Genomic DNA, 26,887 nt, shown 5'->3' with positions numbered 1-26,887 from the left:
GTTCCGAAGGACCTGCCCGCCCTCACGTCTCAGGGACAGCCCATGTACAAGCCGTCGTTGTGGCCAGTGTCCGTCAAGGGTGTTGCCCTTGATGCCCGCGAACGCGTGTTGCTGCTGCACAACGAGCGCGGCGAGTGGGAACTGCCGGGCGGTCGGCTGGAGATCGGTCCCGCAGGTAATGGGTCGGCGCCAGCCGACGTGAGTCCCGGTGCGGCGCTGGAGCGCGAGGTGGCGGAGGAGAGCGGCTGGATGGTGAAGGCCGGGCCTCTGCTCGACGGCGGGACCTGGATCTACGAGCCGATTCCCGACCGCCGGGTCCTGATCGTCACCTACGGCTGCGCGGTCCTGTCCCCCGAACGTATGCCGGTCCTGAGCCACGAGCACAAGGAGATCGGGCTCTTCAACCGGCACGAGGTCGATGGCCTGACCATGCCCGATGGGTACAAGCAGTCGATCGCGGCCTGGTACGACCACCCCGGAAGGTGACCCGTCATGGACGTCTTCACTTCTGTTTCCGGGTCGGCCACGCGCCGCTCGGCGCGGCTGGTCTCCTGGCGCTGGGCGACGCCGGAGGCTCAGGCTGTCCTCGCTACGCGCGACCTGGCTTCGATCCTGAAGTACTACCGGCACGTCCACGGCACCAGCCAGATGGAGACTGGTGAGCTCCTGGGCTACGACAAGACCTACATCTCGGCCCTGGAACTGGGCAAACGGCATCTGAGCGATGTCGGGAGCCTGCGTCACGTCGCCGAGCGACTCGCTCTGCCCGCGCATGTCCTGGGCGTCACCGACCCGGCCGACACCGACCACCGGGCGATGATCCAGTTCGGCACCTCCACGGTGCGGCTCGCCGAGGTCGCCCGCCAGTGCGGGCGAGCGGCCGAGGCCGTCGCTGAACTGTGGCCGCTCGTGGCTCGCTTGGAAGCCCGCGCCCGGGACGGGAGCACCGAACGAAATGTCCTCCGGCTCCTTGCGCACGCCCGGCTGAGTCTCGGGACGGCTCTGGGAAACGTGCTGCCTGAGGAACGGCTGGCCACCGCCGCGCACTGGACCGCCAAGAGCCTGGACGTTGTGCGCGCCTTCGATGACCAGGCTCTGACTACCACCGCCCTGCGCATGCACGGAAACGAGCTGCGCAAGGCCGGCCTGCTTGGCGCGGCCATTGACCGGCTCAACCAGGCCGCGGCCACCGCACCCGGCACCGAACAGCGAGCCGCGGTGCTGCCGCTCTTGGCTCGTGCCGCCGGTGCCCTCGGCAATGCGGTGCTGTTCGACCAGGCCGTCCGTGAGGCCCACCATCTCCTTGACACGGTCGAGCACACCAGCCTCGTCAACCCCACTGCTCTCTACGAGATCCATCTTCGGGGCCTCATCTCCACCGGCCGCACCCGCGATGCGATACGGCATGCCGAGGCGGCCTCGCCTGCCCCGACCATCGCGGTCGCACCTCAGTGGCGTGTCATCGAACTCATCACCACGGGCCGCGTCCGCCTTCTCGCCGGCGACAGCCACGGTGCTACTCAGCTCCTGGCCGCGGCTGTACAGGAAGCACAGGCCCAGCGCCTTCCGCACCAGCTCCAACGCGTTCAGCGCACCACCGTTGGCAGGCTCCCCGATATCCATGAGGCTGCCACCCGTGCCCTGGCCCAGCTCCGCACGGAGATCGCCGCATAGCCGAGGGCAGGTGCCATGTGACGGGGGCACAGCCAGGTGTCCTGTTCCCATCGGGCGCCTCCTTTCTGGGCCGGCGGTTCAAAATGGCCTGTTACCAGCGCGGTTAGACGCTGAGCGGCCGGTGCAGTGCCATGAGTCTGGAGCCGCGTCGGCTTCGAGGGCATCGCTGTGGCGATATCGCTGCAGCGATATCGATCTCCACCTAGCCTGGTTCTCACGGCTGGGGCGAGCTGGATCGCGAGAAGAAAAGCCGAGGTGACCATGTCAAAGGGACCAGGGCGCACGTGCGTGCGGTGCGGACTGCCGATCAGCCGGTACAACCCGGATACCCGCTGTTCTACCTGCGCCCGGACCGATGCGACACCGACGATCCCGGACCGGGCCTGGCGCGACGAGGAAGTGCACAGGGCCCTTGCTGCCTGGGATTTCGGGACGGTTGTACGTCTGGTCCGCCGCCGCTCCGGGCTTTCGCAGAAGGCTGTACGGGAGCTGACCGGACTCACTCAGGGCTTCATCTCAGACCTGGAGCGCGGCCTCAAACAGGTCAACGGCCGCGAGACGATCATCGACCTCCTGAGCGGACTTGGGCTTCCCGCCGACCTTCGCCCGCTCCTCCTCGCCCCTTTCGCGCAGGCCGAATCGCAGCGACTTGTCGAGGTCATCGACCCGGCTCTGCCCTGGACGGCGGCTCGTATGGTGACGTCACTGGAAGCAGCCGTCGGAGGAGCCATGACCGGATTGAACCGCCGCAGCGTGATCGCCGCCCTGGGCGGGGCCGGCCTCACGCAGTACATCCTGCAAGCAGCCGTCGCCCCTCCCGAGGCCGTCGCCTCCACCGCCCGGAACGGAATCAGCGTCTCCGACCAGCTTCTCACCAGCCTGCAATCCACCACCGACGCTCTGCGCCAAGCCGACGCCAGCCATGGCAGCGGTAACCTCGCCCGAGCCGCCACAGCGCACCTCAAGGTCCTCCTCCGGTTTCTGAAACAAGGAGACTTCAACGAGGCGACCGGGAGGCGCCTCGCAGCGGTGACCGCGGACACCGCCATCCAGACCGGCTGGTACCACTTCGACAGCGGCGCCCACACCGTCGCCCACAACCTCCTCGTCGGAGCCCTCCGCGCCGCCCATGCCAGCGGCGACAGCAGGCTCCGGGCCGGGGCGCTGTCCTTCATCGCCATCCACGGCTACTCCGCCGGCGACCCCCGCGACGCGGTCACCGCCGCGCGCACCGCCCGCCAGGTCATTGCCGACCAAGACGCGCCCGCCCTGCACGCGATGCTCCTCACCCGTCAGGCCCGCGGGCACGCCCGTCTACGTGAGGACCGCCAGGCTCGCACTGCCCTGGAAGAGGCACAGGCCCTGTGCGCCCGCGGACGAGGAGAGGACGACCCACACTGGCTCTACTGGATCAACCCCGGCGAGATCATGGGCCAGACCGGCAGCTGCTTGCTCGACCTCGGCCGCCCCGACCAGGCCGCCCAGGCGTTCGCTGACGCCCGCAACGCCTTCAGCCCGGACGAGATCCGCACCCGCGCCCAGTTCCTCTCCCGCGCCGCCACCGCCCAGATGCGCGCTGGCGACGTCGACGCCGGATCTGCCACCGGACACGAAGTCCTCGCTCTCGTCTCCGGAGTCCGCTCCGCACGCTTGGACGACAACCTGGACACGATGCTCGCCGAAGCCCGCCGATACTCCGCGGCGACTCCCGCCCAAGAACTCGTGGAACGCGGTCAGGCCGTCATGGAAGAACGCGCCGCATGAAGCGCATGATCCTGCTCCTGTGGGACATCGACCGCACTCTGCTCTACACCGGTGACATCGACCGACGCGTCTACAAGGAGACCTTCACCAGCGTCGTCGGCTGTTCCCCGACAGCCCTGCCGGCCCGGGGAACCGGCGTCACCATGCCCCTGGCCGTCCGTGAACTTCTGCGCGTCAACCAGGTACCCGAACAGGACGTGGAGACATTCGCAGCCCGCATCGTTGACGAACTTCCCGGACGCCTCGCCGCCCACCGGGAGCTGCTGGTCAATAACGGGGTCATCATGCCGGGCGCCGTGGACGCGCTCGCCGCGGTCCAGCAGACGGGGCACCTAATCCCGACCGTCGTCACCGGAAACCTACGGGGCAGCGCCGAGACCAAGCTGTCCGAGCTGGGACTCATTGGCTACCTCGACACCACCATCGGCGGCTACGCGTCCGACGACCCTCACCGCCCGGCTCTCGTACGCATCGCACAAGACCGGGCAGCCGCGAAGTACGGAGGACCGTTCAACCGCGAAAACACAGTGATCGTGGGCGACTCGCTGGAAGACGTGCGCACCGGCCTGGAAGGGGGAGCCAGGGTGATCGCGGTCGCCTCGGGCACCACCACCGAACAGCAACTACGCACTGCAGGTGCACAACACGTTCTGGCCGACCTCACCTCCACCACCACCCTGCTTCGCCTCATCGACCAGGACCAGACTCTCTAGGGTGCGTTTCAGAAGTGGATCTTGATGTGTCAAGATCCACTTCGTGGGACGGCATGATCTGACGAATGCGCAGTGGGCGAAACTGGAGCCCTTGCTCCCGGTCGGCAAGAAGCCCGGACGGCCGCCGGTGCACACCAAGCGGCAGTTGATAGACGGCATACGCTGGCGTACCCGCGCCGGTGCTCCCTGGCGGGACGTGCCCGAGCGGTACGGCCCGTGGGAGACGGTGTACGGACTGTTCCGGCGGTGGCAGCGGGACGGCACCTGGCACCGCATCTTCGAGCAACTGCAGGCCCGGGCCGATGCCGAGGGGCTGATCACCTGGGACGTCTCGGTGGACTCGACCATCGCCCGCGCCCACCAGCATGCGGCGGGTGCTCGCAAAAAGGGGATCTGCAGGTCGAGCCGCCCGGTGGTGTGTTCAGCGAGCCCGACGACCACGGGCTCGGACGCTCCCGGGGCGGACTGACCACCAAGCTCCACCTGGCGGTCGAGCAGGCCCAGAAACCGATGGCGCTGGTCATCACGGCCGGACAGCGCGGCGACTCCCCGCAGTTCCAGGTGGTCCTGGGCCGTATCCGGGTGCCCCGGCTCGGGCCGGGCCGCCCGCGTTCCCGGCCGGACAAGGTGCGCGCCGACAAGGCGTACGGCTCCCGCGCGAACCGCACCTACCTGCGCAAGCGGGGTATCCGCTGCACGATCCCGGAGAAACGCGACCAGATCGCCAACCGCAAGAAGCGCGGCTCCCGCGGCGGCCGGCCACCGACGTTCGACAAGGCCGACTACAAAGAGCGCCACGCGGTGGAGTGCGGCATCAATCGCCTCAAGCGCCACCGCGCGGTGGCGACGAGGTACGACAAGCTCGCCGTTCGCTACGAGGCGACCGTGCTGGTCGCAGCCATCAACGAATGGCTGTGACCAGCACTTTCTAAACACGCCCTAGGTCTCACCTGCCCAGGGTGGTTCCCTGCGGACCGCGTTGTCGCGCCAGTCTGGGTACGGCCCTTCTGCGTGATCGGCCAATCGTTGGTGAGGCATAGCTCCACGCTTCCTCATCGCCGCGACCGGCTCACGGCGTCCACAGCGAGGAAACCTGCTGCGGCGTCGAGGAGCCGGCGAGCAGTGATGTCGCCCGCCGGGACACCGAGCCTCCCCAGAGCCCAGTCGAGCGCAGCCGCCTCAGAATCGCACATTCTGGCTATCAGGCTGGTCTTTTCAGGCAGAAGGATTCGCTGGGGACCATGGTCGTCTCGCGGACCCGGTCGAGGGGCAGTCCCCATCGGGATCCCTGCACGGCGGGCGGTTGACGGCATCGCACCCGGTCTTCGAAGTACGCCGAGTGCGGCCTGGCGTCCCGCGTCCAGCGTGAGAAGTGCTTGCCCTCTGCCGCTTGATGTCCAGCGCGCGGCTGGTGACGTATGGGGCGGTGACCTGTCGGCCGGTGTCGTATTCGAAGCGCGCGGGCGGCCCGGTAGACGCAGTAGTTGGTGATGTCCTGCACGGACATCCATCCGGCCCGACCGATGACGAGGGCTTTCCAGTCGAGCCGGAAGTGGCATTCGCCCACGGCAGACAAGGAAGGACATCAAAAGACTGGAAAGCTGCGTCGAGACCATGTCAACGTACAACGTCCCGGAAACACCAGACCAGACGGCATAGCGTTGCGAGGGTTTGTGACGCCCCGCAGCGCGCGGCTGTCTCGATGTCACGGTTCCTACTTGGGAGGCTCGTCTGCCTGAAATCGCTCTCCGATATATACGTTCATCGTCCCTGTCCCCTTCGAGGTCGGTGCGCTAAACGTTTGGTCGGGCCAGGTAGCAGGGGGCGCCTAGGGCTAGCCGTGTCGGGTCGATCCCATGCGGCGCGCAACATAGCCGACGATCGCCGGTTAGCCAAACCGGCGATCGTCGCGACCATTGAGGTGTTCGCCTTCCGGCTGTGCTTGGCGGTGGAGCCGTGGCGGACGCAGGCAGCTTCGCGTTGGCAAGAGGAGGCGCGAGGTAGCTCTGCTGCGGCTTCTCTGCCGTAGGCAGCGTGCGCCGCTGGCAAGCGGCCCTCCTGGCGCTGACAACGCGAGGTGATGCTGCCGCGCCCCTGTCGCTCCTCGCTCCCCAGCAAGGAAATCCTGCCGTGCGCCAATCCGTGATACCCCCTTCCATTTTTCGCCGCGAGACGATACCGAGTTCCGCCCTCGGTGTCCGGGAGGTGACGTCGTGGCAGTAGCCGTGCGGCCTGGGACAAAGCTGACGGTCGATGACGTGTGTGACGAGCTTGGGATAGCTCGATCCACCTTCTACGACTGGCGACAGAAGGGGCGAGGTCCGCGCTGCATCCGACTTCCCAACGGAAGCCTCCGGATACGGCGTAGCGATTTCGAAAACTGGCTTAGCGATTGTGAGGATGCATCTTGACCGATGGCACTTTTGACGTACGGATCTACGGCATCGAGCGCCGCACGCGAGCTAACGGGTACACGTACAAGGTGGTCTGGAAGGTCGGAGTGAAGAAGCACAGCAAGACCTACCCGACCAAGGCACTCGCGGATGCCCGACGCTCCGACCTGTTGACCGCAGTCAAGCGCGGCGAGCCCTTCAGTACCGAGACTGGACTGCCGATCTCGTACGCCAGCAAGGCCGCGGACACCAACTGGTATGATTTCGCGGTCGAGTTCGTCGACAAGACGTGGCCGCAATTCTCCGCCAACCAGCGGATGAACGTGGCCAAGGCGCTGACCTCCGCGACCGTCGCCTTGCTTCGGACACCTCCGAAGCAGTTCGATCCGGTAAAAGTGCGGACCGCGCTGCGCGAGTGGGCCTTCAACTCCAAGCGCCGGACCAACCCCGAAGAGCCGATACCCGACGATGTTCGGGTCATCCTCGATTGGGTCCAGCGCAACACCTTGTCGATGGCAGCGTGGCAGCAGTCGGACCGAGTCGACACGGTCGTCTCCGCTCTCGGAACGCTGCTAGACGGCACTGCCGCAGCGTCCAGCTCCGTGTCCCGCAACCGGCGGATCATGAACCTGGTAATGGAGTACGCCGTCCGTCACGGCATCCTCCGGCAGAACCCCCTGCCGAAGGGCAAGGGCAGTGGAATGGGTGCCCCCAAGGTCGCTCAGGCCATCGACAAACGCTCTCTGCTGAATCCTGAGCAGGTCACCGCGCTCCTCGATTGGATCGGCAAGCGACCCCTGCGGCGGGGGCCCCTCTACAGGGCCTTCTTCGCCACTCTCTGCTACGCCGGTCTCCGCCCGGAGGAAGCCGTCGCGCTCCATGTGAGTGACGCCACGCTGCCGGAATCGGGCTGGGGCGAGTTCATCGTGCACAGCGCCCGGCCGGAGGTCGGCAGCCAGTGGACCGACAGCGGAGAGCCCCACGATGACCGTGACCTGAAGGGGAGAGCGGAGGGCGACACCCGGACTGTGCCCATCCACCCTGACCTCGTCGCCTTCCTTCGCGATGTCATCGTCCAGTACAAGCTCCAGCCGACCGACCTCCTCTTCCCCGGAGAGTTCGGCGGCAGGCTAGCGGGCTCGGTCTTCCGGCGAGTCTGGGACAAGGCCCGAGCGGAGGTCCTCCAGCCGCACGAGTACAAGTCGCCGGCGGGTAAGCGCGTGTACGACTGCCGCCACACCTGCCTCACCGCGTGGCTCAACAAGGGCATACCTCCGGCCCAGGTCGCCGAGTGGGCCGGGAACAGCGTGCCCGTGCTCCTGGCCATCTATGCGCGGTGCATCGTCGGTCAGCGGGACAACTACCTGAAGCAGATCTACGACGTCAGGTATGTCGGCAAGGCCGGGTAAGCCGGACGCGTGAAGGGCGGTGTGGGACCCCCATGGAAGGGGCCCCACGCCGCCCTTCTGTGTTGCTCGACAGACGTCCCTTTGACGCATCTGGGTGGTGGAGGCTGGGGGACGCATGGGGGACAGACACCCGTAGAAACCCGGTTTCAGCCGGTGTCAGCCGGACTCCCACGCTTCTCGGCGGTCCGGCGTACGCTGGAAATGCGCGGAGGTCAGACACGGTCTGACCAGGCAAAATAAGGTCCGCCTGACGTCAGGCCAGTGGCGCCCCCGGCAGGACTCGAACCTGCGGCCAAGCGCTTAGAAGGCGCCTGCTCTATCTTCGCGTTCCCTGACCTTCGAGGGGCGGGTATGGGTGGGTTCGGGAAGATTCGCCGACAGCAGACACATTGAGTCCCATACGGACTGGATTAACTCGGCGAAGGAAGCGAACCTAGAGCGGTCTTGAGGAAGCAGAACCTGCTCTCTGCGCATCAGTCGGGACCGCGAGAGGTGCGTCGCGGGCGCAACATAGCCGACGATCGCCGGTTGGCCAAACCGGCGCTTCTGCAGACCATTGAGTGACCAGGGGATGCCGACGCATCCCGATGTCTCGTGTGAGGAGTCATGTAGCTTGTCGAAGCTGGCAATAGGTGAATCGTCCTTGCTCTCTGCGGACCATGTTCGCGCCCTTCTGGAGTGGCTCCAGGAGGAATCTTCGGGAGCCGTTTTCCCTTTCCTCGCCGCTATGGCGGGCACCGCCCTTTCGCCGGGTGAAGCAGTCTCGGTACGGGTGCAGGACGTGACGCTCCCGGACGGGGAGTTCGGGGAGGTGTTGGTCCGTGCCGGCGAGAGCCGGAGGGTTCCTGTCTCCCCGGACGTCGTGGGTGTGCTGAGGCGCTGGATCGACGAGGCGGGTTTGGAAGCTGAAGACCTGCTGTTCCCGGCCGAGCGGGGTGGGGCGTTGGCGTCCTCCGAATACAAGAGGGCGTGGAGGCGCGCTCGCCAAGCGGTGTTGAGCCCGGACGAGGTGCAGGCGGGCTTGGGGGAGCAGGTCTCCAGCCTGCGTGACTCCTGTCTGGACCGCTGGCTCGAGGCGGGCGTTCCTGCGTGGGGTGTCGCCGAGTGGGCTGGCGTGAGTGCGAGCTGGATTGCGCTGCGGTACCCGCACCGCTTCCGGCTGGAAGACATCGAGATCGACTGGGAGCACCTGGAAGAGAGCCTGCGCCTTCCGGGCATTCCCGAGCGGTAGTTTCCCCTCTCGCGCTCCGACTCACGATCCGAGCGCGAAGACCACGCGCCGAGCACATTTCGAACGTCGGCGGTCCACGCCGCACGCGGCCGTGTCACATGGCTCGACCCCCAGCGATCTGGTTCCCACTGCCCCACAGGGCCGGTTGACCTGCGCCGTGGACTGCCGGCAGCCCGGCTGAATCAATTCACCTGCTTAGCCTTTCCCCCCTCTGTTTCCGAGGACTCGCGCATGCCTGCCCGTTTGCTGTCCATTCCCGCTGTCGCCGCCGCCCTGGACGTCGACCGGCGCACCGTCTACCGCTTCATCGCCGCCGGCGACCTCCCGGTCGTCGACCTGCGCACCGGGACGGAACGATCTCGCGTCCGTGTCCCTGCTGCCGGGCTTGAGGAGTTCATCGCCAGGAGATTGGTTGGCTCCCCGCGCCTCCGTCGGTGAATTCCCGCCCCCAGCCCAGACCTCACCGCTTCCGAACAAAGGAGCAGTACCGCGTACCTGCGCAAACTGAAGTCCGGCAAATGGCAGGCGACCGTACGCAACCGGGCCGGAGACCGGTTCAGCGAGTCCTTCCCCCTCAAGGCCCAGGCGCGGGCCTGGGGCATCGAGCTGGAGACCCAGTTCGCCCGCGGAGGCATGCGCGACCCGCGGGCCGGCGAGATCGCGTTCCGGGAGTGGCACGACCGGTGGTGGAACGCCCGCATCGTCGAACCCCACACGCTGCGGGGCGACGCGTCCAGCATCAAGAACCACGTCATGCCGTACTGGGCTGACTGGGAGATGCGGACAATCACCCGCATGGACGTCCAGAGCTGGATACGCTCCCTGGTCGAGAAGGGCGCAGGCCCTGCCGCGATCAAGCGGGCCTACAACCTGACGTCGTCCATCATGCGCGCTGCTGTCGACGACGATGTGATCGCGGTGAGCCCGTGCCGCAGCATCGATCTGCCGCCCATCGCGGTCAAACCGCCGCAGTGGTTCACGCCCGACCAGGCGCAGAGCATCCTCGACGGACTCGCCCCCGCCTGGCGGACGATGTGCCTGCTCGGCTTCTACACCGGACTGCGCTGGGGAGAGCTCTCCGGCCTGCACCGCCACCGCATCGACACACGCCGCTCCCGCCTGTTCGTCGTGGAGGTCAACACCAAGAGCGGCATCAAGGAGTACCCCAAGAGTTCCAAGAGCCGCCGGGAGGTCCCGCTCCCGCCCCACGTCCTCGCAGCTCTCGAACGCCACATCCACCGGCTCGACCGCGACGCAGTGGTCTTCACGACCATCACCAAGGGCCGCTCCGGGCGCCTCCTCGCCGACAGCAACTGGCGCCGGCAAACCTGGTGGCCTGCTGTCGAGACTGCCTACCATTTCGGCGACGACGGCGAGTTGCAGCTCGTCCCGCACTACCCGCCGCACTCCATGCGCCACACCTGCGCCTCGTGGCTCGTCCAGAGGGGAGTCTCGCTCTACGAAGTTCAGCACCTTCTCGGCCACGAGAGCTTCCAGACCACCCAGCGCTACGCCCACCTCCAGCCGGACGCCCACAAGGCTGTGCTGGGAGCCTGGGAACGCATGGAAACCCCGCTCACCATCGTCGCATGAACCTTCCTTTGCCCTGTCCTCCACGGACAAGGCAAAGGCGTTTCCCGGTTGAGCCGGCCGGGTCACGTTCGCGGGTCGGTTGACCAGTCGCCGGGAAGCGTCCAGCGGCCGTCTGCGGCCGTGTACCAGCGGCGCCGCTGTTCGGCCTCACGCAGCTCCTTCTCCCGCTCCCGGCGGTCGGCTTCCGCCGCAAGGCGTTCGAGATCCTGCAGTAGGTGTCCCAGCCGTGCCTCCAATGTCCACCGGGCGCTGTCGCTGTACGAGTACGAGTGCTGGTACCAGCTCCCGGAGGCGCGCCGAGAGCGAGGTGACCGTTGAACTCTTCGTCGTACTTGGGCAGGCGCGTCCAGGGATTGCGCTCCTGTTGACGGCGCTCCTGCGGGGTCGGCTCGTGCGGGACCTTGGTCGTCCGCTCCGTGAGAGCGAGGGGAAAGGCCCGGCACTGGATCACGATCGCGACCGTGTGTACAGCTTCACCGCGTTGCAGATCGTTCTGGGCCTCGACCGTGTAACCGCGTCCTTCTGCTTCAGTGAACAGTGCGTGCATGATCCGAAGGGCTCGGTCGGCGAGGGGACGCGACAGGTACAGCGGGATGACTGCTGGCTTGCCCCTGGTGTCGGTCACCCTCTGTGATCGGCCGAGAGCCTTGCGCGTCGCACGAACGAGACGATGAGGTCGATCGAGGGTCTCCGGCAGGTCGACGGCCGCCACGGGAAGAGGCTGAGCGGCCTTCTCAGCCTCCTCGTCAATCAGCGTGAAGACGCAGTCGCCGCGCTGTCGGCCGTTCCACCGCAGCTTGTGCCCTGTGGGTACGTGCCCATGGTGAAGTGCGTCGTAGTACGCCGCCCGCCATCGCCCCCGGGTCTGCGCGGCAGGATCGGGAACCGTGATCTTCCCGGAGGCCGACTGCAGGCGGGAGATCAGCTCGGTTCCAGTGGCCGGAGCCAGCGCTGCCTGGGCAGCATCGCCCTTCAGCCTCTCCTTCTCGGCCTGTACCTGTCGCGGATGCTTGCCGTGCTTGAGGTAGTAACGGCCGTCCGCAGTGACTACGGCGACGTATCCGCTCCCGCGCCAGGTCCGCTTGATCAGGTCCCGTTGTTCCAAGGCCCAGGATGTCTGGGTCCGGGCAGGTGGGATGGGCATCGCACTGGAGGCTGCTGCGATCTCACGGAGCAAGTCGACTTGGGGCTCCGTCAACGTGTACTTCACCGCGGCGGCTCCTCGACGGTCCGTGGACGGGAGGGCCAACCTAGGGCCGCTATAGACGTCTCGTGTGCAGAGGTGCTTCGTACGGGTGAATCGGGCTGTCAACAACCACGGCCGCTACAACGGCGATGTAGGAGGTCGGGGGATCCCCCGTTATGTTCTTCGCGGTCCTGCAAGAGGGCCGCTGGCCTCCGGGCCCGGCATGACTGTGTCCCCCTGTCGAAGGCATGACCTGGGGGGTGGTGTCACCGGGCCCGGGAGGTGTCCGTCGGAGACGCTGATCAGAGGTCCGGCCACCGTCCGGTCCGGCGCAACGCCGGGCAGTCGCGGGCGGCAAGTCTGCATAACGTGGATGCGCGAGCACGACACCCGAGCCGAGGCCGGCACCGTCAACACCCCTGGAAGGGCACGATGTTCGAGATCGAAGACGTGGGCGTGTTCCTGGGCCTGGACGTTGGCAAGTCCGCTCACCACGGCCACGGGCTCACCCCGGCCGGGAAGAAAGTTTTCGACAAACAGCTGCCCAACAGCGAGCCGAAGCTGCGGGCCGTCTTCGACAAACTGGCCGCGAAGTTCGGCACCGTCCTGGTGATCGTCGACCAGCCCGCCTCGATCGGCGCCCTGCCGCTGACCGTCGCCCGCGACGCGGGCTGCCAAGTGGCCTACCTGCCCGGACTGGCCATGCGCCGGATCGCCGACCTCTACCCCGGCGAGGCCAAGACCGACGCGAAGGACGCCGCGGTGATCGCGGACGCCGCCCGCACCATGCCGCACACCCTGCGCACCCTGGAACTGACCGACGAGATCACCGCCGAACTCACGGTCCTCGTCGGCTTCGACCAGGACCTCGCCGCCGAGGCCACCCGCGCCTCCAACCGGATACGCGGCCTGCTCACCCAGTTCCACCCCAGCCTCGAACGCGTCCTGGGCCCTCGCCTGGACCACCAGGCCGTGACCTGGCTGCTGGAGCGCTACGGCTCCCCGGCCGCCCTGCGCAAAGCCGGCCGCCGCAGACTCGTCGACCTCATCCGGCCCAAAGCACCGCGCATGGCCCAGCGACTCATCGACGACGTCTTCGACGCTCTCGACGAACAGAGTGTCGTCGTCCCCGGCACCGGCACCCTCGACCTCGTCATCCCTTCCCTGGCTGCCTCGCTCGCCGCCGTCCACACCCAGCGCCGGGCCATGGAAGCCCAGATCAACGCCCTGCTGGAGGCTCACCCTCTTTCCCCGGTCCTGACGTCGATGCCCGGCGTCGGCGTCAGGACCGCCGCCGTCCTGCTGGTCACCGTCGGCGACGGCACCGGCTTCCCCACCGCCGCCCACCTCGCCTCCTACGCCGGACTCGCCCCCACCACGAAGCAGTCGGGGACCTCCATCCACGGTGAACACGCGCCACGAGGCGGAAACCGGCAGCTCAAACGGGCGATGTTCCTGTCCGCCTTCGCCTGCATGAACGCCGATCCGGCCTCCCGCGCCTACTACGACCGCCAGCGAGCACGCGGCAAGACCCACACCCAGGCCCTTCTCCGCCTCGCCCGCCAACGCATCAGCGTCCTGTTCGCCATGCTCCGCGACGGCACCTTCTACGAATCCCGGACACCGACGGACATCGAGCTCGCCGCATAGCTCCCGCAACCCAGAACCATCCCAAACCAGACAGAGATGCCTTGACGAAAGACATAGAGGCACCCCCCCGCTTCGCCAGTACACGGTCGTGACGCTCATTTGACGCTCCAAGCCCCGTACGTCTCCTTGGGCGAGCCGAGAAACTCTGCCTGACCTGGTGTTTCGTGCGCAGCCGTCCAGGTCAACATCCTTCCGATGACGTCGCATGTAGAATGCGCGGCGATTCTGGAGCCGGTGGTAAAGGGGCTCTGACCATCGGTTTTCTCGGGTTCTTCAGGAGTTGGCGAGTGTGCTCGACCTGTTTGCCGTGGTACATGACGTGAAGCGCGTCGTATGCTCACGACCGCCGCTGAGCTGCCGTTCCATAGCGTCGTGCGGGATGACGGATGGATCTCCTCCGTTTCGGCCCGAACGGCGGCGGGTCGTCTCGACGCTGTGATGACGCTCCTTCTGACGGGCTGTCGCTTCACTGCCGGACCCATTGAGTGATCTTCTGCCGCCTTGGTCCATGGTGCATGGCGCGCCCGTATCGACGTCGCCGTGCCCGCGGGCCGCAAGGGCATGTACCCGCTCGGCCTCGGCGCCGACGCGCCCGTCGACGTCCAGGTCACCCGTGCCCTGGCGCAGCGACTCCACCACGGCCGTGGTGAAGACCGACGACTGCACCAAGGAGCGTCCCTGCTCACCGTCCTCGTAGCTGAACTGCGGGGAGGTGGAAGAGGTATGGAGCCGGAGTTGCGGCGCCACAGCCAGTCCCGCAGCAGCCCCACCAATGACCGCACCAGTGTCGGCGAGGTACGCATTCTGATCAGGATCGCGGCGGCCTCCCATGCCTCGGCCGAGCGGGCGCCCGCCGGCGCCGGGCGGGCAGGCAGCGGCGTGACGCGATGCGGTGCGAGCTCGGCCAACTCCGCCATCAGTGCCGTGGTCTCGGTTTCGGTCACGTGTATCCCGGCGGACTCGTCGTGCCACAACCGCACGGTCCCCTCGGCGAACTCGCCGTCACCGTCCATGTTCAGGCTCGCTCATATACACGCTCGAAGCGCAGGAAGGGTGAGAGGGTGGCATGAACGGGTCCATGCCGGGGCCGTTTCGTGGATACCCGCCAAGACCGTGCGCCGAGGCTGCTCACAGGGCCGAGTGCCCTGTGTGTCCGTAGTCCGCGGACCCCGCGGCCGAAAGGCGACGTCTCCGCTTCGGGGAGTCTTAGCGTGGTGCCGTGACCACTGTTGACGACGCCGTCTACCGGTACCGCACCGCTGCCCGCGAGGACGCCGGGGCCATCGAGGCCCTCGACGGGTCCTTCACCACCGACACTGTCTTCGAGGTGACCGTCACCGGCGACGGCTTCGCGCTGCGCGAGGTCGCGGTGGAACCGCCCCTGACTAAGGTGTTCCCCGAGGACAAGGACGAGGGGGACGGTGACGACGAGGGCGACGCGGACTCCCGCACCTTCGTCGCCCACGGGCCCGCCGGTGACCTCGCCGGGTTCGTCGCCGTCTCGTACTCCGGGTGGAACCGGCGGCTGACCATCGAGGACATCGAGGTGACCCCGGATCACCGGGGTCGGGGCGTCGGCCGCGCGCTGATGGGGCTCGCGACCGAGTTCGCCCGGGAGCGGGGCGCCGGGCACCTCTGGCTGGAGGTCACCAACGTCAACGCGCCCGCCATCCACGCGTACCGGCGGATGGGCTTCGCCTTCTGCGGGCTCGACACTGCCCTCTACGACGGCACGCCCTCGGAGGGCGAACAGGCGCTCTACATGAGCATGCCCTGCCCCTGAGCGGACAGCAGGCAGCACACGGACGGGGCGGCGCCGTCGCCGGGCGCGACCGTGACGGTCAGCAGCCAGGCCGGATCCGCGTCGGGGGAGGCGGCCCGCTCGTACCACTCCACGCGGGCGTCGAGCAGCCGGCAGCCCGCCGCGCGGCGGGGGGCGTACCAGCTCTGGAAGGACTCGGACCGCCACACCACCAGGGGCACGGCCCGCTCGCCGCCGGTGCGGCGCGCGCCGCCGCCCACCGCGCGCAGGGCCGCGCCCACCGCCTCCGGAAGGGTGCGTGCCACCGGCACCGCGAATGTCTCGGCGAAGTGCAGCAGGTACGCCATGCGCTCGGCCTCCGGCGGCGCGCCGAGCACCGCCCGGCCCGAGTCGTGCCACGCCCCCCACTTGATGTTGGAGACCAGTCCCGGGAGCCGGTCCATCGACCGGGGGATCCAGAACAGGACCACGTCACAGCGGCGCATCGCCGTCTCCTCCCAGGCGATCTGCTCCGCGTACGGCGGGTAGGACCCGCTTCCCTCGGGCTCGGGCAGGAAGACCGCCAGCCGTCCCGGGCCCGCCCAGGCGGCGCGCAGGGCGGCGACCGCGGACGACCGCCAGGACGGCTCCTCGGGATCGGTGGGCGTGGGCCCGCACAGGTACACGGCCGCGTCCCAGGACCCGGGCGGTTCCTGGCTGACGTGCACCACCTCGACCGGGGCGGGGGCTGCGGCGAGGGACTCGGCGGCGAGGGACTCAGAGGACACGGGACGCTCCGGGGTCGGTGACGGGAAGGGAGGCGAGGAAGTCCAGCAGGACGGTGTTGAAGGCGTCCGACCGCTCCAGGAAGCCGAGGTGGCCGGTGTCCGCCAGTTCCGTGTAGCGGGCGCCGGGGATCGCCGCGGCTACCTCACGGCTCAGGTGGACGGGGGCCAGCACGTCGTCGGCGAAGCCGACCACCAGCACGGACGCGGTGATCCGCGCGTACGCGGCCAGCCGGTCGGCAAGGGGCGGGCACGGACGGCCGGCGGCGGACGACCCGCTGAGCGCGGCGATCTCGAACAGGTCCAGCCATTCCGTGACCGCGTCCTCGTCCGCCAGGGTCCGCGGGGAGAGGTTCTGCGCCATCCCTACGACCGCCTCGTACTCCGGCGACGGCCGCCCGCCCGCCCCGGTCTGCGCGGCCTCGGCGCGGGCCAAGGCGTCACCGACCGGATCGGGCCGTCCCCGTGTCGCGGCCAGCACCGCTGCGCAGGCCAGGTGCGGGTCCGTGACCAGCAGCTCCTGCACCGCGAGCGCCCCCACGGAGTGGCCGACCAGGGAGCAGGGCGGCAGGCCCAGCGTGGTGAGGAGCTGCCGGGTCAGCGCGGCCACGTCGCCGGCGCAGGAGCCGGGCGCGCCGTGGTCGAAGGTGATCACCTGGTGGCCCGCCGCGGTGAGCGCGGGCACCTGGTGCCGCTCCCAGATCCGGCCGGCGCCGCCCGCCCCGGCGACCAGGACCACCGGCCGACCGGAACCGTGGACCGTGTACGCCGTCGCGCCGCTCACCGGGGCATCCTCCGCAGCGCGGTCCGCGTCCACGCGGGGCGGCCGGTGTCCAGGCCGCGCAGCGCCACATGGACCCAGAGGAAGGAGGCCCGAGCCAGGACGTGCGAGCGCAGACCGGCGGGCACCTCGCCGCCCGCGGCCCGGTAGGCGTCCAAGAGCCGGTCCAGGACGTCCGGGCCACCGGCGTAAAGCATGTCGACGAAGTCCGCTGCCTGATCGCCGATGCCCGCGTTCGCCCAGTCCAGCAGGGCCGACAGGACCGGCGGCCCGGACCGGCCGCCCTCCACCAGGGTGTGGCCGGGGTGTACGTCCCCATGGACGAGCACCAGGCGGTCGGGCCACAGACGGTCGTCGTCCAGCCACTCCCGCCAGCGCCGCACCCCGGCAGCGGGCAGCTCCAGCTCGGCCCGGGCGCGCGCCAGCTTCTCCGCCGCCGCGGAACGCACCTCGTCAGGGCCGGCCGGGTGCCGTCCCGGCAGCTCCCAGGTGCCGTCCAGGGGCGTGGAGTGCACGGCGACCAGGCAGCGGGCGAGCGGCTCCAGGTAGCGGTCCGGGTGGGCCAGCGGGTCCATCGACCAGCCGTAGACGAGGCTTACCGGGTCCTCGCTGCCCGCCGGCTCGCCGGGCAGGCGCGGGTAGGCCACCAGGTCCGGGGTGTGCAGCCGCCAGTCGGGCACCCGCACCGGGACCCGGTCGCGCACGGCGCCGAGCACGGCCCCCTCGACGGCCAGGCGTCCGGAGGCGTCCGGCCGCCGCGGCTGCCGCAGGATCCAGTGGGTGCCGTCGGTGGCACTGAGGTGGAGGACGCGGAAGTCCCAGCCGCTGTCGTCGCCCCGCGCGGAATCCGGTACGAGGGTCACGCCGAGCCCGCGCGAGGCGTACGCGGCGAGCACGGCGACGTCGCCGCCCGGGGGCGTGGCGGTGGCGGTGGTGCTCATCGGACGGCCCTGACGGTTCCCAGGTGGCGGTCGCGGGTCGCGTTCCGGTCGACCTTGCCCGTGTGGGTCCGCTCCAGCGCGTCCACCGGCATGATCAGGCTCGGCACCAGGTGCGGCGGCGCCGTCCGGGCCAGCCGGTCGCGGACCGCCGAGACGACCGCGCCCGGCTCGGCGCCCGGCGACGGCACGAAGAACGCGGCCAGCGAGGAGTGCCCGCCCCGCTCCACCCGGGCCGCTGCCACCGCCGCCACCCCCTCGCACCGCCCGATCAGCGCCTCGACGTCGAGCAGGTCCACCCGGAAGCCCCGGATCTTGACCTGGTGGTCGGAGCGGCCCCGGAACAGCAGGACACCGCCGGCCGTCCCGCCTATCAGGTCGCCCGTGCGGTACCAGCGCACGCCGTCGCGCTCGGTGAACCGGACGGCCGTCTCCGCCGGACTGTCGTGGTAGCCGAGGGCCAGGCCCGGCCCGGACACGAACAACTCGCCCGTCGCGTCGATCCGCTGGCCCACGTGCGGCAGCGGGAGGCCGATGGGCAGGTCCCCGCCGGCCTCCGGCAGCGCGGGGGCGCCCGGCCCGGCGAGCTGCACCGCGTGCGTGACCAGCGCGGTCTCCGTCGAGCCGTAGGTGTTGAGCAGCCGGACGAGCTCGGTGCCGGCCAGGCGGTGCCAGCGCGCCAGCATGTCGGCGCGCACCGCCTCCCCGCCGATCACCACCGTGCGCAGGGACGCGGGCAGCGCGGCGCCCCGGTGCAGCAGATCGACTGTCAGACCGTCCCAGAAACCGGTGGGCAGCACCGCGACCGAGAGTTGCTGCTCTTGCGCCACCCGCGCGAAGTCCTCCCGCGCCGCGTCGTCGACGACCAGGGTGGCGCCCCCCGTCAGGGCCGGCAGGATCTCCTCCAGGCTCGTGTCGCCGCCCGCGCCGTGGAAGTGCAGCACGAACTCCCCCTCGCCGACGCCGTACAGGCCGCGCAGCGGCGGCACCACGGCCGCGACGGCCCGGTGAGGGACCACCACGCCCTTCGGCTCACCGGTGGAGCCGGAGGTGAACAGCACGTACGCCGGATCCTCCGGCCGCGGAGCCGGGGGCGGCGCCGGGGACACGGTGGGCGCGGACGCCCAGCGGGGCCTGATCACCTTCTCGACGGCGGGCTGCCAGCCGGTCCCGGCGGTTGCCACCGCCTCCCGGCAGCCCACCCGCCGCACCATGTCCGCCAGCCGCTCCTCGGGGAGGTGCGCCTCCAGCGGTACGTACGCCCGGCCCGCCGCCAGGACGCCGAGCATCGCCGCCACGTCACGGGCCGAGTGGTGCACGACCACGCCGACGGGTGGCTGCGGCGCGTCCGTGCGCGGCTCCACGGCGGCGGCCACCGCCAGGACGAGGGCGGCGAAGGCGCCGTAGGTGAGGACGAGGCCGTTGTCGATGACGGCCGGCCGGTCCGGATCGTCGCGCGCCGTTTCGAAGAACGGGGCGAGCAGAGGAATTGCGGAGGACTCCATTGTGAATTCCCGTGAGGTGATGGAATATGGGCCGGTGCGTATTGTCGTGGAAACCGATGTGAAAATACCGATGCGGGACGGCGTCTTATTGAGTGCCGACCTCTACCGCCCTCGGACCGCCGAAGCGGTCCCGGTGCTCGTCCGGCGGACGCCTTACGGGAAGGCGGGCAGCTCCGGCGGGGCCTCCGTCGACGGCCTGCGGCTGGTCCGCTCCGGATACGCCCTGCTGGTGCAGGACGTCCGCGGCCGGTTCGCCTCCGGCGGCACCTTCGAGCCGTACTGGAACGAGGCCGCGGACGGCGCGGACACCGTCGCCTGGGCCGTCGGACAGCCGTGGTGCGACGGCTCCGCCGGCTTGTTCGGTCGCTCGTACGAGGGCATGGCCGCGCTGCTCGCTGCGGGTGAACGGCTGCCCGGCCTGGGCGCCATCGCCCCGCACGTGGCCGGGTCCGGGTTCGACGAGGGCTGGACCCGCCAAGGCGGCGCCCTCCAGCTCGGCTTCCTCCTGTACTGGGTGCTGTACGACCTGCTGCTCAGCGGCGCCCGCCTGACCGGGCCGGAGCTGGCCGAGGTGGCCGACGCGGTCGACCGGATCGACGCGCTGTACGCGGACCCCAGCGCCGCGGCGGACCTCCTGGACCGGCTCGCGCCCTATTACCGGGAATGGCTGGAACACCCTTCCGGACACCCGTACTGGAAACGCGCCGCACCGCGCGAGACCTATACGTCGATAAACGTCCCGGTGCTGAATCTGACCGGCTGGTACGACATTTTCCTCAACGGCGCCCTGGAGAATTATCGGGGAATTCGGCCACAGGGCGTGGAGACTTCTCTGGTGGTCGGCCCTTGGTCCCACTGCGTCACCGGCGGCATCTTCCCGCAGCGCCGGTACGGGCTCGCCGCCGACGAGCGGGAGCTCGACGTCACCGGCCTGCACCTGGCCCACTTCGACCGCCACCTGCGCGGACGGGGGGCCGGCGCGGCGGTCCCCGAGCCGGTCCGGCTGTTCCTCACCGGCGCCGACGAGTGGCGCTCCTTCCCCGACTGGCCCGTGCCCGGCACCGAGCAGTACGTGCTCCACCTGGACGGCCGGCGGCTCACGCCCGGAGCAGCGCCGCGGGCCGCCGGCCGTGACACGGTGCGCCACGACCCGGCCGATCCGGTGCCCACCACCGGCGGCGCCACCGCCCTGCCCGGCCAGTTCACCGGGGGCGACTGCGGCCCGCTCGACCAGCGCGAGGTGGAGCGGCGCGCCGACGTCCTGTGCTTCACCGACGCCCCGCTCACCGCTCCGCTGACTGTGGTCGGCGACATCGTCCTGACGGTGTACGTCAGCCCGGACCCGGCGGGCGCCGACGTGACCGGCAAGCTGGTCGACGTCGGGCCCGACGGGCGGGCAGAGCTGCTGTGCGACGGCGTCCAGCGGCTGGAACCCGCCGCGCCGGGGCCGGGCGGCGCCCCGCCCGGCCCCGGCCGGCCGGTCGAGGTCACCGTCCGGCTCGGTGCGATCGGCCACGTGTTCCGCGCCGGACACCGGGTCCGCCTGGAGGTCGCGGCCAGCAACGCGCCGCGCTTCGACGTCCATCCTCGGGTGATCGCGCACCACGTCGTCCACCACGGCGGTGACCATCCCTCACGCCTGCTGCTGCCGCGCCTGACCGGCGGCTGACCCGGCCGGCGGGCCGGCGGCGTCCTCGTGGAAGACCGACAGGTCGGTCACCTTCTCGATCCGCCGGCCCGCCTCCCAGTGCGCCCGGCGCAGCCGCCGCAACTGCGCCCCGGTCAGACGGGTGCTGTGCTGAGGGATCGACCGCACCATACGGGCCCGCTTCGCCGAGGCCGGGTAGCGGTCCCGGACCCGGTAGGGGTCGTTGAGCAGATGGTGCGCGGTGCCCGCGTGGAAGGCGATCTTCAGCAACGCGTAGTAGGCGGCGGCACCGGGGCCCTTGTCGCGGGCGCAGTGCACCAGGGTCCTGGTCGCCTCGTACAGCCGCCACAGCACCGGCACGGCCGGAGTGGTGAACACGCCCGTCTCCTGGGCGATGCCCTCGCCGACGCCGTAGCGGAAGTAGCTGCGCATGTTCGCGAAGCCGTGCTGGGCGTCGTGGAAGATCCGGGCCTCGGGCAGGTACACCACCGGGATGCCGGCCAGTTGCAGCCGGAAGTCGAACTCCCGGTCCTCGCACCAGTGGATGAGCTCGTCGAAGTGGTAGCCGCCGATGTGATCGACGATCGCCCGGTTGTAGACCAGCGGCGGGGACAGCGCGCTGACGTAGTCGCCCTCGTCGAACTCCCGTACGCGCGCGGTGAGTCTGCTGAGCAGCCCGTCCGACTCCCCGTACACCACCTGTCCCTTGACCACCGGGGAGGTCAGCACCGCGCGGACCATGGCCCGCACCACCCCCGGGGCGAAGGTGCAGTCGGAGTCCATGAGCAGCAGGTACTGCCGGTCGGTGGCGGCGGCGCCCGCGTTGTAGGCCGCGCCCAGGTTGCCGACGTCCTCGATCTCCGTGACCGTCAGCGGCCGCGGGTGCTCGGCGATCAGTTTCAGTACCGCGTCGCTGGGGCCGTTGAGCGCCAGCACGATCTCCACGTCCTCGTCGACCGACGCGATGCAGTCGGCGATCCGCAGGTCGTCGCGCAGGGCGATGACCACGGCGGTGCCGGCGATACCCTTCTCGACCGCGCTCTCGTCCACCGGGTCAGTGGCCATCCCGTCCTCCTCGTCTCGTCGGTGTCGTGTTCACTGCGCCGGGGCCTTCAACCGCAGGGGCAGGGCGCGCAGCGTGCGCTCGGCGACGGCCTCCGCCTCGGCGAGCTCACCGGCGTACGCGATCACCCCCGCCAGCACGTCGGCCCCGCCGCGGTAGGGCGGCAGCACGGTGCCGGGCGCCACTTCCATGCCCCAGAACACGTCGTGCACCCCGGCCCGCCGGGCGACGTCGCGCGGGTCGCCGGCCCACTCCACCACCCCGCCGTCCGCCGGCAGGAACCGCTGGACCACGGCCCGGTCGCGCGTCGGACGCAGCTCCGAGAGTTCCAGCGGCCGGCCCAGCGCCAGCCGCACCACGTTGGGCAGTGGGTCGACGCCGGTGGCCAGCCGCATCACCTCGGTGGCGATACGGGCTCCGGTGAGCCGGCAGGTGATCTCCAGCGGCACCACCCGGCCGTCGCGGGTGCGCAGGATGTCGGTGTTGATCACCGCCGGGTCGAGGCGCAGGGCCCGCGCCCCGTGCCGCACCGTGTCGGTGACCTCCTCGATCTGCTCCGGGGTGAGCCGGCTGGGGAGCGTGTCGCCGCCCTCGAAGAAGTACGGGGCGAACTCCTCCTTGCGCCCGTACTCCCGGTCGGCGAAACCGAACCGGTGCAGCTCCCCGTCGACCATGAAGGCGGCCAGGGTGTGTTCGGTCCCCTCCAGGAACTCCTCCACGACGATCCGGCCGACGGGGCTCAGCCGCAGCGCCTCGGCCGCCGCCCGCCGTACCTCCGCGTCCGAGCACACCTTCAGCACGCCGAGCGAACCGGTCTGGTCACTGGGCTTGATCACGGCCGGCAGGCCGACCTCGGCGACCGCCCGCAGCGCCTCCGCCACGCTCTCGGCGGTCGCGAACCGAGGCAGGTCCAGGCCCGCCTCGCGCAGGATCGCCAGCCGCCGGTCCTTCAGCGTGCAGTCGAGCGCCGTCTCCAGGGGCAGACCGGGACAGCCGAACCTGTGGGCCAGCACACTGATCACCGGCGGGTTGTCGGAGCCTAGCGATAACACGCCGTCCAGACGGTCGATCCCGGCCGCCGCCAGCTCCGCGAGGACCGCCGTGGCGTCGGTCGGGTCGCAGACCAGCAGCGTGTCCGCCGCCGCCCGCGCCTGGGCGGTGGGCCGGTCGGTGACGACGACCAGCTCCCGCCGGGGCGAGCGCAGTTCGGGCAGCGAGTGGTCCATCCCCGAACCGATCCCGCACACCAGGAGCCGCTCAATCACGACCGCCTCCCGGACCCTCGCCGGGCGCTCCCACGGCCCGCCGTCCCAGGCTCACCACCTGGAAGACCTCCGCGTGGCCCGACCCCGCGGTGACGGCGCCCCGGTAGCGGGCCAGCCCCCGGACGCCCTCGTCCCAGGCGGCGTGGCGAAGCTGCGACACGTACGCGCGCATCGCTTCGACCTTCGTCTCGATCTGGCCGTCGATGTCCTGCGTGTACTGGTAGCGGGCCATCGGGGACCACACCTCGTACCCGAGCACCAGGTGCGGCGCCGGCATCGGCCGCTCGCCGGCCTCCTGGAAGAACTGCGACTGCGCCATCCACAGCGCCTCGACGGTCAGTTGGTGCACCATGCGGTGCTCGACGTCGTCATCGTCGTCATGCGGCAGATAGACCACCTGTGGGCGCACCTCCCGCATCACCCGCACCAGGTCCAAGTGCACGCGGCGGGAGAGCGTGAAGTCCCGGGACGGCTCGTCGAAACGGATGCAGCGGTGCACGCCCAGGGTCTTCGCCGCGGTCTCCGTCTCGGCGGCGAACTCCGCGTCCGTCACCTCGTCGTCCAGGGCGCTGCGTTCCCGGCCGATGACGACGACGACCGTCACCCGGGCGCCGTCCTGTACGTGCCGGGCGATGGAGCCGCCGCAGCCGATCACGTCGTCGTCGGGGTGCGGCGCCACCACCAGCACATCGGTGACCCCGGTCACGGCCGCACCGCCGGCAGCCGCCGCGCCCAGGCCGCCCACTGCCCGGTCAGTTCCACGCCCTCGGCGAAGGCGGTGCGCGCGGTGAGGCCGAGCAGGTGCTCGGCCTTGTCGTACCGCGCCCGTGCGGTCGAGCGGTACAGCTCCAGCTCCCAGTCCGGCACCTGGCCGCCTGGCCGGGCCGGCCCGGCCGGGCCCCGCAGGGCGCGGATCGCGTCGAAGAACCGGCCCCAGCCGAGCGGTTCGCCGTTGCCGACGAGGAACCGCTGCCCGGCGGCCGCCTCCCGGACGGCGGCCAGGAGCACCGCGTCCACCAGGTCGTCGACGTACACGGCGTTGCACACGCCGCCGTCCTCGCCCGCTGGCAGCGCACCGAAGTCCTCGATGGAACGCTCCAGTTGGGCGGTGGTCCACTGGCCGCCCCACGGCCCGTACACCACGCCGGGCTGCAGCACGACGGTCTCCAGGCCGGTGCCGTGGGCTTCCAGGACCAGCCGCTCCGCGGCCAGTTTCTGCTGCTCGTACTCACGGTCGGCGGGGTCGGCCGGGCGGGCCGGCGACTGCTCGGTGAGCTCACCGGTGGTGGCGGGGTCATAGACGTCCACGGTGCTCAGGTGCACCACTCGCCGGACCCCGGCCGCGCGGGCGGCGGCCAGGACGTTGGCGGTGCCCTCGACGGAGGCCGCCCAGCGTTCCGCCTCGTCACCGGCGCTGCCGAAGGCGCAGTGCACCACCGTGTCGCAGCCCTCGAAGGTAGCCCGCAGCCCCTCGGTGTCCAGCAGGTCCGCCCGGTGGAACTCCAGCCGGTCCTGCGGCAGGACGGACAGCCGCGCGGCCCGGCCGAAGCCGCGCACCACCGGCCGCACGCGGGCCCGCGTGCCCAGCGCCAGCCGTTCGACGACACGGCCCCCGATGAAGCCGCTCGCCCCGGTGACGGCCACGGTCCGGCCGTCGAACGCCGTGCCGTCGGCGCCGGGCACGGCGCCCCGGGTGGTCCACGGCCGCGCGGCCTTCCCGTGGGAGCCGCCGTAGCACTCCTGGATCAGCTCGACGACGCGCACGCCGTCCTCGGGTCCGGAGTGCGCGGCCGCGGTCCCGCGCACGGCCGCGGCGAAGTTGGCGATCTGCTCGGTGAACAGCAGCTCCCACTCGTCCTGGGCAGGCGCCACCGCCGCCACGTCGCCCCGGTGCAGCTCCACGCCGTCGGAGGTGACCAGAGTGCACTCGCCGGCCGGGAAGTCCGTGCCGATGGTCACGGTCGCCCGGGTGCCGGTCACCGTGCAGGAGATGCCGAGGTCGCGCAGCCGACTGAACCGGCAGTGCACGTCGACCGTGCCGAACCGCAGGTGGACGTCGGCGTCGGCCTCGACGCCGCCCAGGGAGTCGTCCTCGTAGCCGACGACCCGCACGTCGGGGCCGAGCCACCACAGCAAGGTGTCGAAGACGTGCGAGGCGGTGTCGGTGAGCACCCCGCCGCCCGCGAGCCGCCGGTCGAACATCGACCAGGAGACCGGTTCCCAGGCGTACGGGTGGCCCTCCGCCCAGTCGACGCGCACCACCTCGCCCAGCTCACCGCCCTCGATGAGCCGCTTGACCCAGGCGTACGCGGGGAAGAGGCGCCGCGGATGGGCCATCGCCAGCAGCGGCGCGGAGGGGTCGGCGGCGAGGGCGGCAAGCTGCCGGGCGTCCTCGACCGAGGTGGTCATCGGCTTCTCCAGCAGCACGTGCTTGCCGGCGGCGAGCAGCGCCCGGGCGGTCCCGGCGTGCGCGGTGTGCGGGACGACCACCACGGCGGCGTCGAAGGCGTCGTGGACCTCGGCCGGGTCGGTGGCGATGACCACCTCGTCGGCCCCGGTGCCGCCGAGTTCGCGGTAGAGGTCGAGCGCGGCACGCGCCTGCCGCGGGTCCCGGTCGACGAGCGCGGTGAGCTGCACGTCGCCCTTCAGCGGCGGCAGCGCGGGCAGATGGCAGCCGCGGGCGGCGGCACCGCACCCGACGAGGGCGAGGCGTACGGGAGGCATGGCTTCTCCTGGGGGTCGGAAAACGGGGAAGGGCTCGGCAGGGAAGGGCAGGGGGCGGGGCGGGGTGTGCGACCGGATCAGGGCGGGCCGGCCGGGTGGTGCACCCACACGTTCGGCTCGGCGTACGTCCCGTGGCCGTCGTCGGTGACCCGCAGCGGCACCAGGCCACCGGACAGGGGGTAGTCGCCGGGGCCCGGCAGCGGATGGCCGCACAACTCCTCCCAGCGGGACAGCGGCTGACGGATCACCAGGGAGCGGGGGGCGATCCCCAGCCGTCGGGCGCCGAGCTCCAGGTGCGTGCGCAGCCACGGGTCGAAACAGCGGCCGTCGGGGCGCCGCCAGTCGGCGTACTCCTCGATGGGGATCAGCGGGTAGCGTGGTTTGCGCGTGGGCCGGACCGGGATGATCACCCCGCGCGGACCGTGCTCCACGGCCCGGGCGCGGACCTCGGTCAGCAGCCGCTCGGCGTGGCCGGCCGCCCGGTGCGCGCAATCGACGGAGACCGACAGCATGCAGACGGCGTCCGGGCGGTCCGGCGGGCCCTGGTCGACGGCCTCCACCAAGACGTCGTCACTGCCAGCCGGCAGCGACGAGGCGGTGCCGTCCCACCGCACCGGCACGCCGTTAGCCGCCGCCACCAGCGTGCCCTCGCCGTCGACCAGGCAGAGCTGGTGGGCGGGGTAGCGTTCGTACATGCCGTGCCAACGCCAGTTGCCGGGGGACTCCCAGCTCATGAAGGCGGGCATGTTGGCGCCGGTCAGGGCGTCCACGACGGGCAGCAGCCAGGGGTCGCGGGACAGGTCGGTGAGGGTTGGCTCCACCGG

Annotated in this window: 24 protein-coding genes and 1 tRNA gene; 13 read left to right on the top strand and 12 right to left on the bottom strand. The window is 70.4% G+C overall.

What is annotated here, in order from left to right; translation table 11 throughout:
• Nucleotides 1-42: 42 nt before the first annotated feature.
• From VM636_RS06815 to VM636_RS06785, 7 genes are all read left to right on the top strand, one after another.
• Nucleotides 43-486: an NUDIX hydrolase gene (locus tag VM636_RS06815; protein WP_338483876.1), complete on the top strand. Its 444-nt coding sequence runs from the start codon at nt 43-45 to the stop codon at nt 484-486.
• Between the two features lie 6 nt (nt 487-492).
• A complete protein-coding gene (locus VM636_RS06810; RefSeq protein ID WP_338483873.1) occupies nt 493-1,674 on the top strand; it encodes a helix-turn-helix domain-containing protein in 1,182 nt (393 codons plus the stop codon).
• A gap of 261 nt (nt 1,675-1,935) precedes the next feature.
• On the top strand, nt 1,936-3,438 hold the full coding sequence (locus VM636_RS06805) for a helix-turn-helix transcriptional regulator (RefSeq protein ID WP_338486312.1): 1,503 nt from the start codon (nt 1,936-1,938) through the stop codon (nt 3,436-3,438).
• Nucleotides 3,435-4,151, top strand: coding sequence for an HAD hydrolase-like protein (locus VM636_RS06800; protein ID WP_338483871.1), 717 nt, complete (start codon nt 3,435-3,437; stop codon nt 4,149-4,151). Before VM636_RS06805 ends, VM636_RS06800 begins: the two co-directional genes overlap by 4 nt.
• A gap of 43 nt (nt 4,152-4,194) precedes the next feature.
• Nucleotides 4,195-5,069 (top strand): IS5 family transposase gene (locus VM636_RS06795; RefSeq protein WP_338483869.1). Its coding sequence is split into 2 segments (ribosomal slippage): nt 4,195-4,539 and nt 4,542-5,069, totalling 873 coding nucleotides; the frame shifts between segments, so codons are not numbered across the junction.
• Nucleotides 5,070-6,364: 1,295 nt separating this feature from the next.
• Nucleotides 6,365-6,562 carry a helix-turn-helix domain-containing protein gene (locus VM636_RS06790; RefSeq protein WP_338483866.1) on the top strand — a complete coding sequence of 66 codons (198 nt, stop codon included), beginning with the start codon at nt 6,365-6,367 and terminating at the stop codon, nt 6,560-6,562.
• Nucleotides 6,559-7,953 (top strand): site-specific integrase, encoded by a 1,395-nt coding sequence (locus tag VM636_RS06785; protein WP_338483864.1) that lies wholly within the window; start codon nt 6,559-6,561, stop codon nt 7,951-7,953. The genes VM636_RS06790 and VM636_RS06785 overlap by 4 nt, the downstream gene beginning before the upstream one ends.
• A 262-nt stretch (nt 7,954-8,215) precedes the next feature.
• Here the strand turns inward: VM636_RS06785 and VM636_RS06780 are convergent.
• A tRNA-Arg gene (locus VM636_RS06780) sits at nt 8,216-8,300 on the bottom strand.
• A 266-nt stretch (nt 8,301-8,566) separates the two neighbouring features.
• Here VM636_RS06780 and VM636_RS06775 point away from each other — a divergent pair.
• The 3 genes from VM636_RS06775 (at nt 8,567) to VM636_RS06765 (ending at nt 10,777) form a co-directional block, all read left to right on the top strand.
• Nucleotides 8,567-9,184 carry a tyrosine-type recombinase/integrase gene (locus VM636_RS06775; RefSeq protein WP_338483862.1) on the top strand — a complete coding sequence of 206 codons (618 nt, stop codon included), beginning with the start codon at nt 8,567-8,569 and terminating at the stop codon, nt 9,182-9,184.
• A 231-nt stretch (nt 9,185-9,415) separates the two neighbouring features.
• Nucleotides 9,416-9,622, top strand: a complete 207-nt coding sequence (locus VM636_RS06770) for a helix-turn-helix domain-containing protein (RefSeq protein ID WP_030998504.1) — start codon at nt 9,416-9,418, stop codon at nt 9,620-9,622.
• A gap of 195 nt (nt 9,623-9,817) precedes the next feature.
• Complete coding sequence (locus VM636_RS06765) at nt 9,818-10,777, top strand: tyrosine-type recombinase/integrase (protein ID WP_338483857.1); 960 nt, start codon at nt 9,818-9,820, stop codon at nt 10,775-10,777.
• Here the strand turns inward: VM636_RS06765 and VM636_RS06760 are convergent.
• On the bottom strand, nt 10,761-11,987 hold the full coding sequence (locus tag VM636_RS06760) for a hypothetical protein (protein ID WP_338483855.1): 1,227 nt from the start codon (nt 11,985-11,987) through the stop codon (nt 10,761-10,763). The genes VM636_RS06765 and VM636_RS06760 overlap by 17 nt on opposite strands.
• A gap of 408 nt (nt 11,988-12,395) precedes the next feature.
• Here VM636_RS06760 and VM636_RS06755 point away from each other — a divergent pair, with 408 nt between their 5' ends.
• The gene (locus VM636_RS06755) at nt 12,396-13,613 is read left to right on the top strand and encodes an IS110 family transposase (RefSeq protein WP_338483853.1); all 1,218 of its coding nucleotides are present in this window, start codon (nt 12,396-12,398) and stop codon (nt 13,611-13,613) included.
• Between the two features lie 273 nt (nt 13,614-13,886).
• Here the strand turns inward: VM636_RS06755 and VM636_RS06750 are convergent, their stop codons facing one another.
• Nucleotides 13,887-14,360 carry a hypothetical protein gene (locus tag VM636_RS06750; RefSeq protein ID WP_338483852.1) on the bottom strand — a complete coding sequence of 158 codons (474 nt, stop codon included), beginning with the start codon at nt 14,358-14,360 and terminating at the stop codon, nt 13,887-13,889.
• A gap of 472 nt (nt 14,361-14,832) precedes the next feature.
• On the opposite strand from VM636_RS06750, the gene VM636_RS06745 reads away from it, so the two are divergent.
• Nucleotides 14,833-15,396 (top strand): GNAT family N-acetyltransferase, encoded by a 564-nt coding sequence (locus VM636_RS06745; protein ID WP_338483849.1) that lies wholly within the window; start codon nt 14,833-14,835, stop codon nt 15,394-15,396.
• Here VM636_RS06745 and VM636_RS06740 read toward each other — a convergent pair.
• From VM636_RS06740 to VM636_RS06725, 4 genes are read right to left on the bottom strand one after another with little or no spacing between them, the layout of a single operon-like run.
• Nucleotides 15,372-16,142 (bottom strand): nucleoside 2-deoxyribosyltransferase domain-containing protein, encoded by a 771-nt coding sequence (locus VM636_RS06740; protein ID WP_338483847.1) that lies wholly within the window; start codon nt 16,140-16,142, stop codon nt 15,372-15,374. The genes VM636_RS06745 and VM636_RS06740 overlap by 25 nt on opposite strands.
• Nucleotides 16,132-16,923 (bottom strand): alpha/beta hydrolase, encoded by a 792-nt coding sequence (locus tag VM636_RS06735; protein WP_338483845.1) that lies wholly within the window; start codon nt 16,921-16,923, stop codon nt 16,132-16,134. Before VM636_RS06735 ends, VM636_RS06740 begins: the two co-directional genes overlap by 11 nt.
• Complete coding sequence (locus VM636_RS06730; protein WP_338483843.1) at nt 16,920-17,861, bottom strand: macrolide 2'-phosphotransferase; 942 nt, start codon at nt 17,859-17,861, stop codon at nt 16,920-16,922. The genes VM636_RS06735 and VM636_RS06730 overlap by 4 nt, the downstream gene beginning before the upstream one ends.
• Entirely contained in the window at nt 17,858-19,363 is a 1,506-nt protein-coding gene (locus VM636_RS06725; protein WP_338483841.1) for an AMP-binding protein, read from the bottom strand. The genes VM636_RS06730 and VM636_RS06725 overlap by 4 nt, the downstream gene beginning before the upstream one ends.
• Before the next feature lie 58 nt (nt 19,364-19,421).
• Between VM636_RS06725 and VM636_RS06720 the strand changes: the two genes are divergently transcribed.
• The gene (locus tag VM636_RS06720) at nt 19,422-21,032 is read left to right on the top strand and encodes a CocE/NonD family hydrolase (RefSeq protein ID WP_338483839.1); all 1,611 of its coding nucleotides are present in this window, start codon (nt 19,422-19,424) and stop codon (nt 21,030-21,032) included.
• Here the strand turns inward: VM636_RS06720 and VM636_RS06715 are convergent.
• The 5 genes from VM636_RS06715 to VM636_RS06695 form a co-directional block, all read right to left on the bottom strand.
• A complete protein-coding gene (locus VM636_RS06715) occupies nt 20,997-22,076 on the bottom strand; it encodes a glycosyltransferase (protein ID WP_338483837.1) in 1,080 nt (359 codons plus the stop codon). The two genes, VM636_RS06720 and VM636_RS06715, sit on opposite strands and share 36 nt — an antisense overlap.
• 30 nt (nt 22,077-22,106) lie before the next feature.
• Nucleotides 22,107-23,339, bottom strand: coding sequence for an ATP-grasp domain-containing protein (locus tag VM636_RS06710; RefSeq protein WP_338483835.1), 1,233 nt, complete (start codon nt 23,337-23,339; stop codon nt 22,107-22,109).
• The gene (locus VM636_RS06705) at nt 23,332-24,045 is read right to left on the bottom strand and encodes a PIG-L deacetylase family protein (protein WP_338483833.1); all 714 of its coding nucleotides are present in this window, start codon (nt 24,043-24,045) and stop codon (nt 23,332-23,334) included. Before VM636_RS06705 ends, VM636_RS06710 begins: the two co-directional genes overlap by 8 nt.
• Nucleotides 24,042-26,063 (bottom strand): NAD-dependent epimerase/dehydratase family protein, encoded by a 2,022-nt coding sequence (locus VM636_RS06700; RefSeq protein ID WP_338483831.1) that lies wholly within the window; start codon nt 26,061-26,063, stop codon nt 24,042-24,044. The genes VM636_RS06705 and VM636_RS06700 overlap by 4 nt, the downstream gene beginning before the upstream one ends.
• 77 nt (nt 26,064-26,140) lie before the next feature.
• Nucleotides 26,141-26,884 (bottom strand): hypothetical protein, encoded by a 744-nt coding sequence (locus tag VM636_RS06695; protein WP_338483829.1) that lies wholly within the window; start codon nt 26,882-26,884, stop codon nt 26,141-26,143.
• Nucleotides 26,885-26,887 lie beyond the last annotated feature (3 nt).

It is taken from the genome of Streptomyces sp. SCSIO 75703 (assembly GCF_036607905.1).
Lineage (GTDB): Bacteria > Actinomycetota > Actinomycetes > Streptomycetales > Streptomycetaceae > Streptomyces.
The sequence above is the reverse complement of the archived record's forward strand: the minus strand, read 5'-3'. Positions and strand labels throughout refer to the sequence as shown.

Coding starts and splice junctions, on each gene's coding strand:
- VM636_RS06815 (WP_338483876.1), top strand. CDS start 43: ATGTACAAGCCGTCGTTGTGGCCAGTGTCCGTCAAGGGTGTTGCCCTT.
- VM636_RS06810 (WP_338483873.1), top strand. CDS start 493: ATGGACGTCTTCACTTCTGTTTCCGGGTCGGCCACGCGCCGCTCGGCG.
- VM636_RS06805 (WP_338486312.1), top strand. CDS start 1,936: ATGTCAAAGGGACCAGGGCGCACGTGCGTGCGGTGCGGACTGCCGATC.
- VM636_RS06800 (WP_338483871.1), top strand. CDS start 3,435: ATGAAGCGCATGATCCTGCTCCTGTGGGACATCGACCGCACTCTGCTC.
- VM636_RS06770 (WP_030998504.1), top strand. CDS start 9,416: ATGCCTGCCCGTTTGCTGTCCATTCCCGCTGTCGCCGCCGCCCTGGAC.
- VM636_RS06765 (WP_338483857.1), top strand. CDS start 9,818: ATGCGCGACCCGCGGGCCGGCGAGATCGCGTTCCGGGAGTGGCACGAC.
- VM636_RS06755 (WP_338483853.1), top strand. CDS start 12,396: ATGTTCGAGATCGAAGACGTGGGCGTGTTCCTGGGCCTGGACGTTGGC.
- VM636_RS06730 (WP_338483843.1), bottom strand. CDS start 17,861: ATGAGCACCACCGCCACCGCCACGCCCCCGGGCGGCGACGTCGCCGTG.
- VM636_RS06725 (WP_338483841.1), bottom strand. CDS start 19,363: ATGGAGTCCTCCGCAATTCCTCTGCTCGCCCCGTTCTTCGAAACGGCG.
- VM636_RS06715 (WP_338483837.1), bottom strand. CDS start 22,076: ATGGCCACTGACCCGGTGGACGAGAGCGCGGTCGAGAAGGGTATCGCC.
- VM636_RS06700 (WP_338483831.1), bottom strand. CDS start 26,063: ATGCCTCCCGTACGCCTCGCCCTCGTCGGGTGCGGTGCCGCCGCCCGC.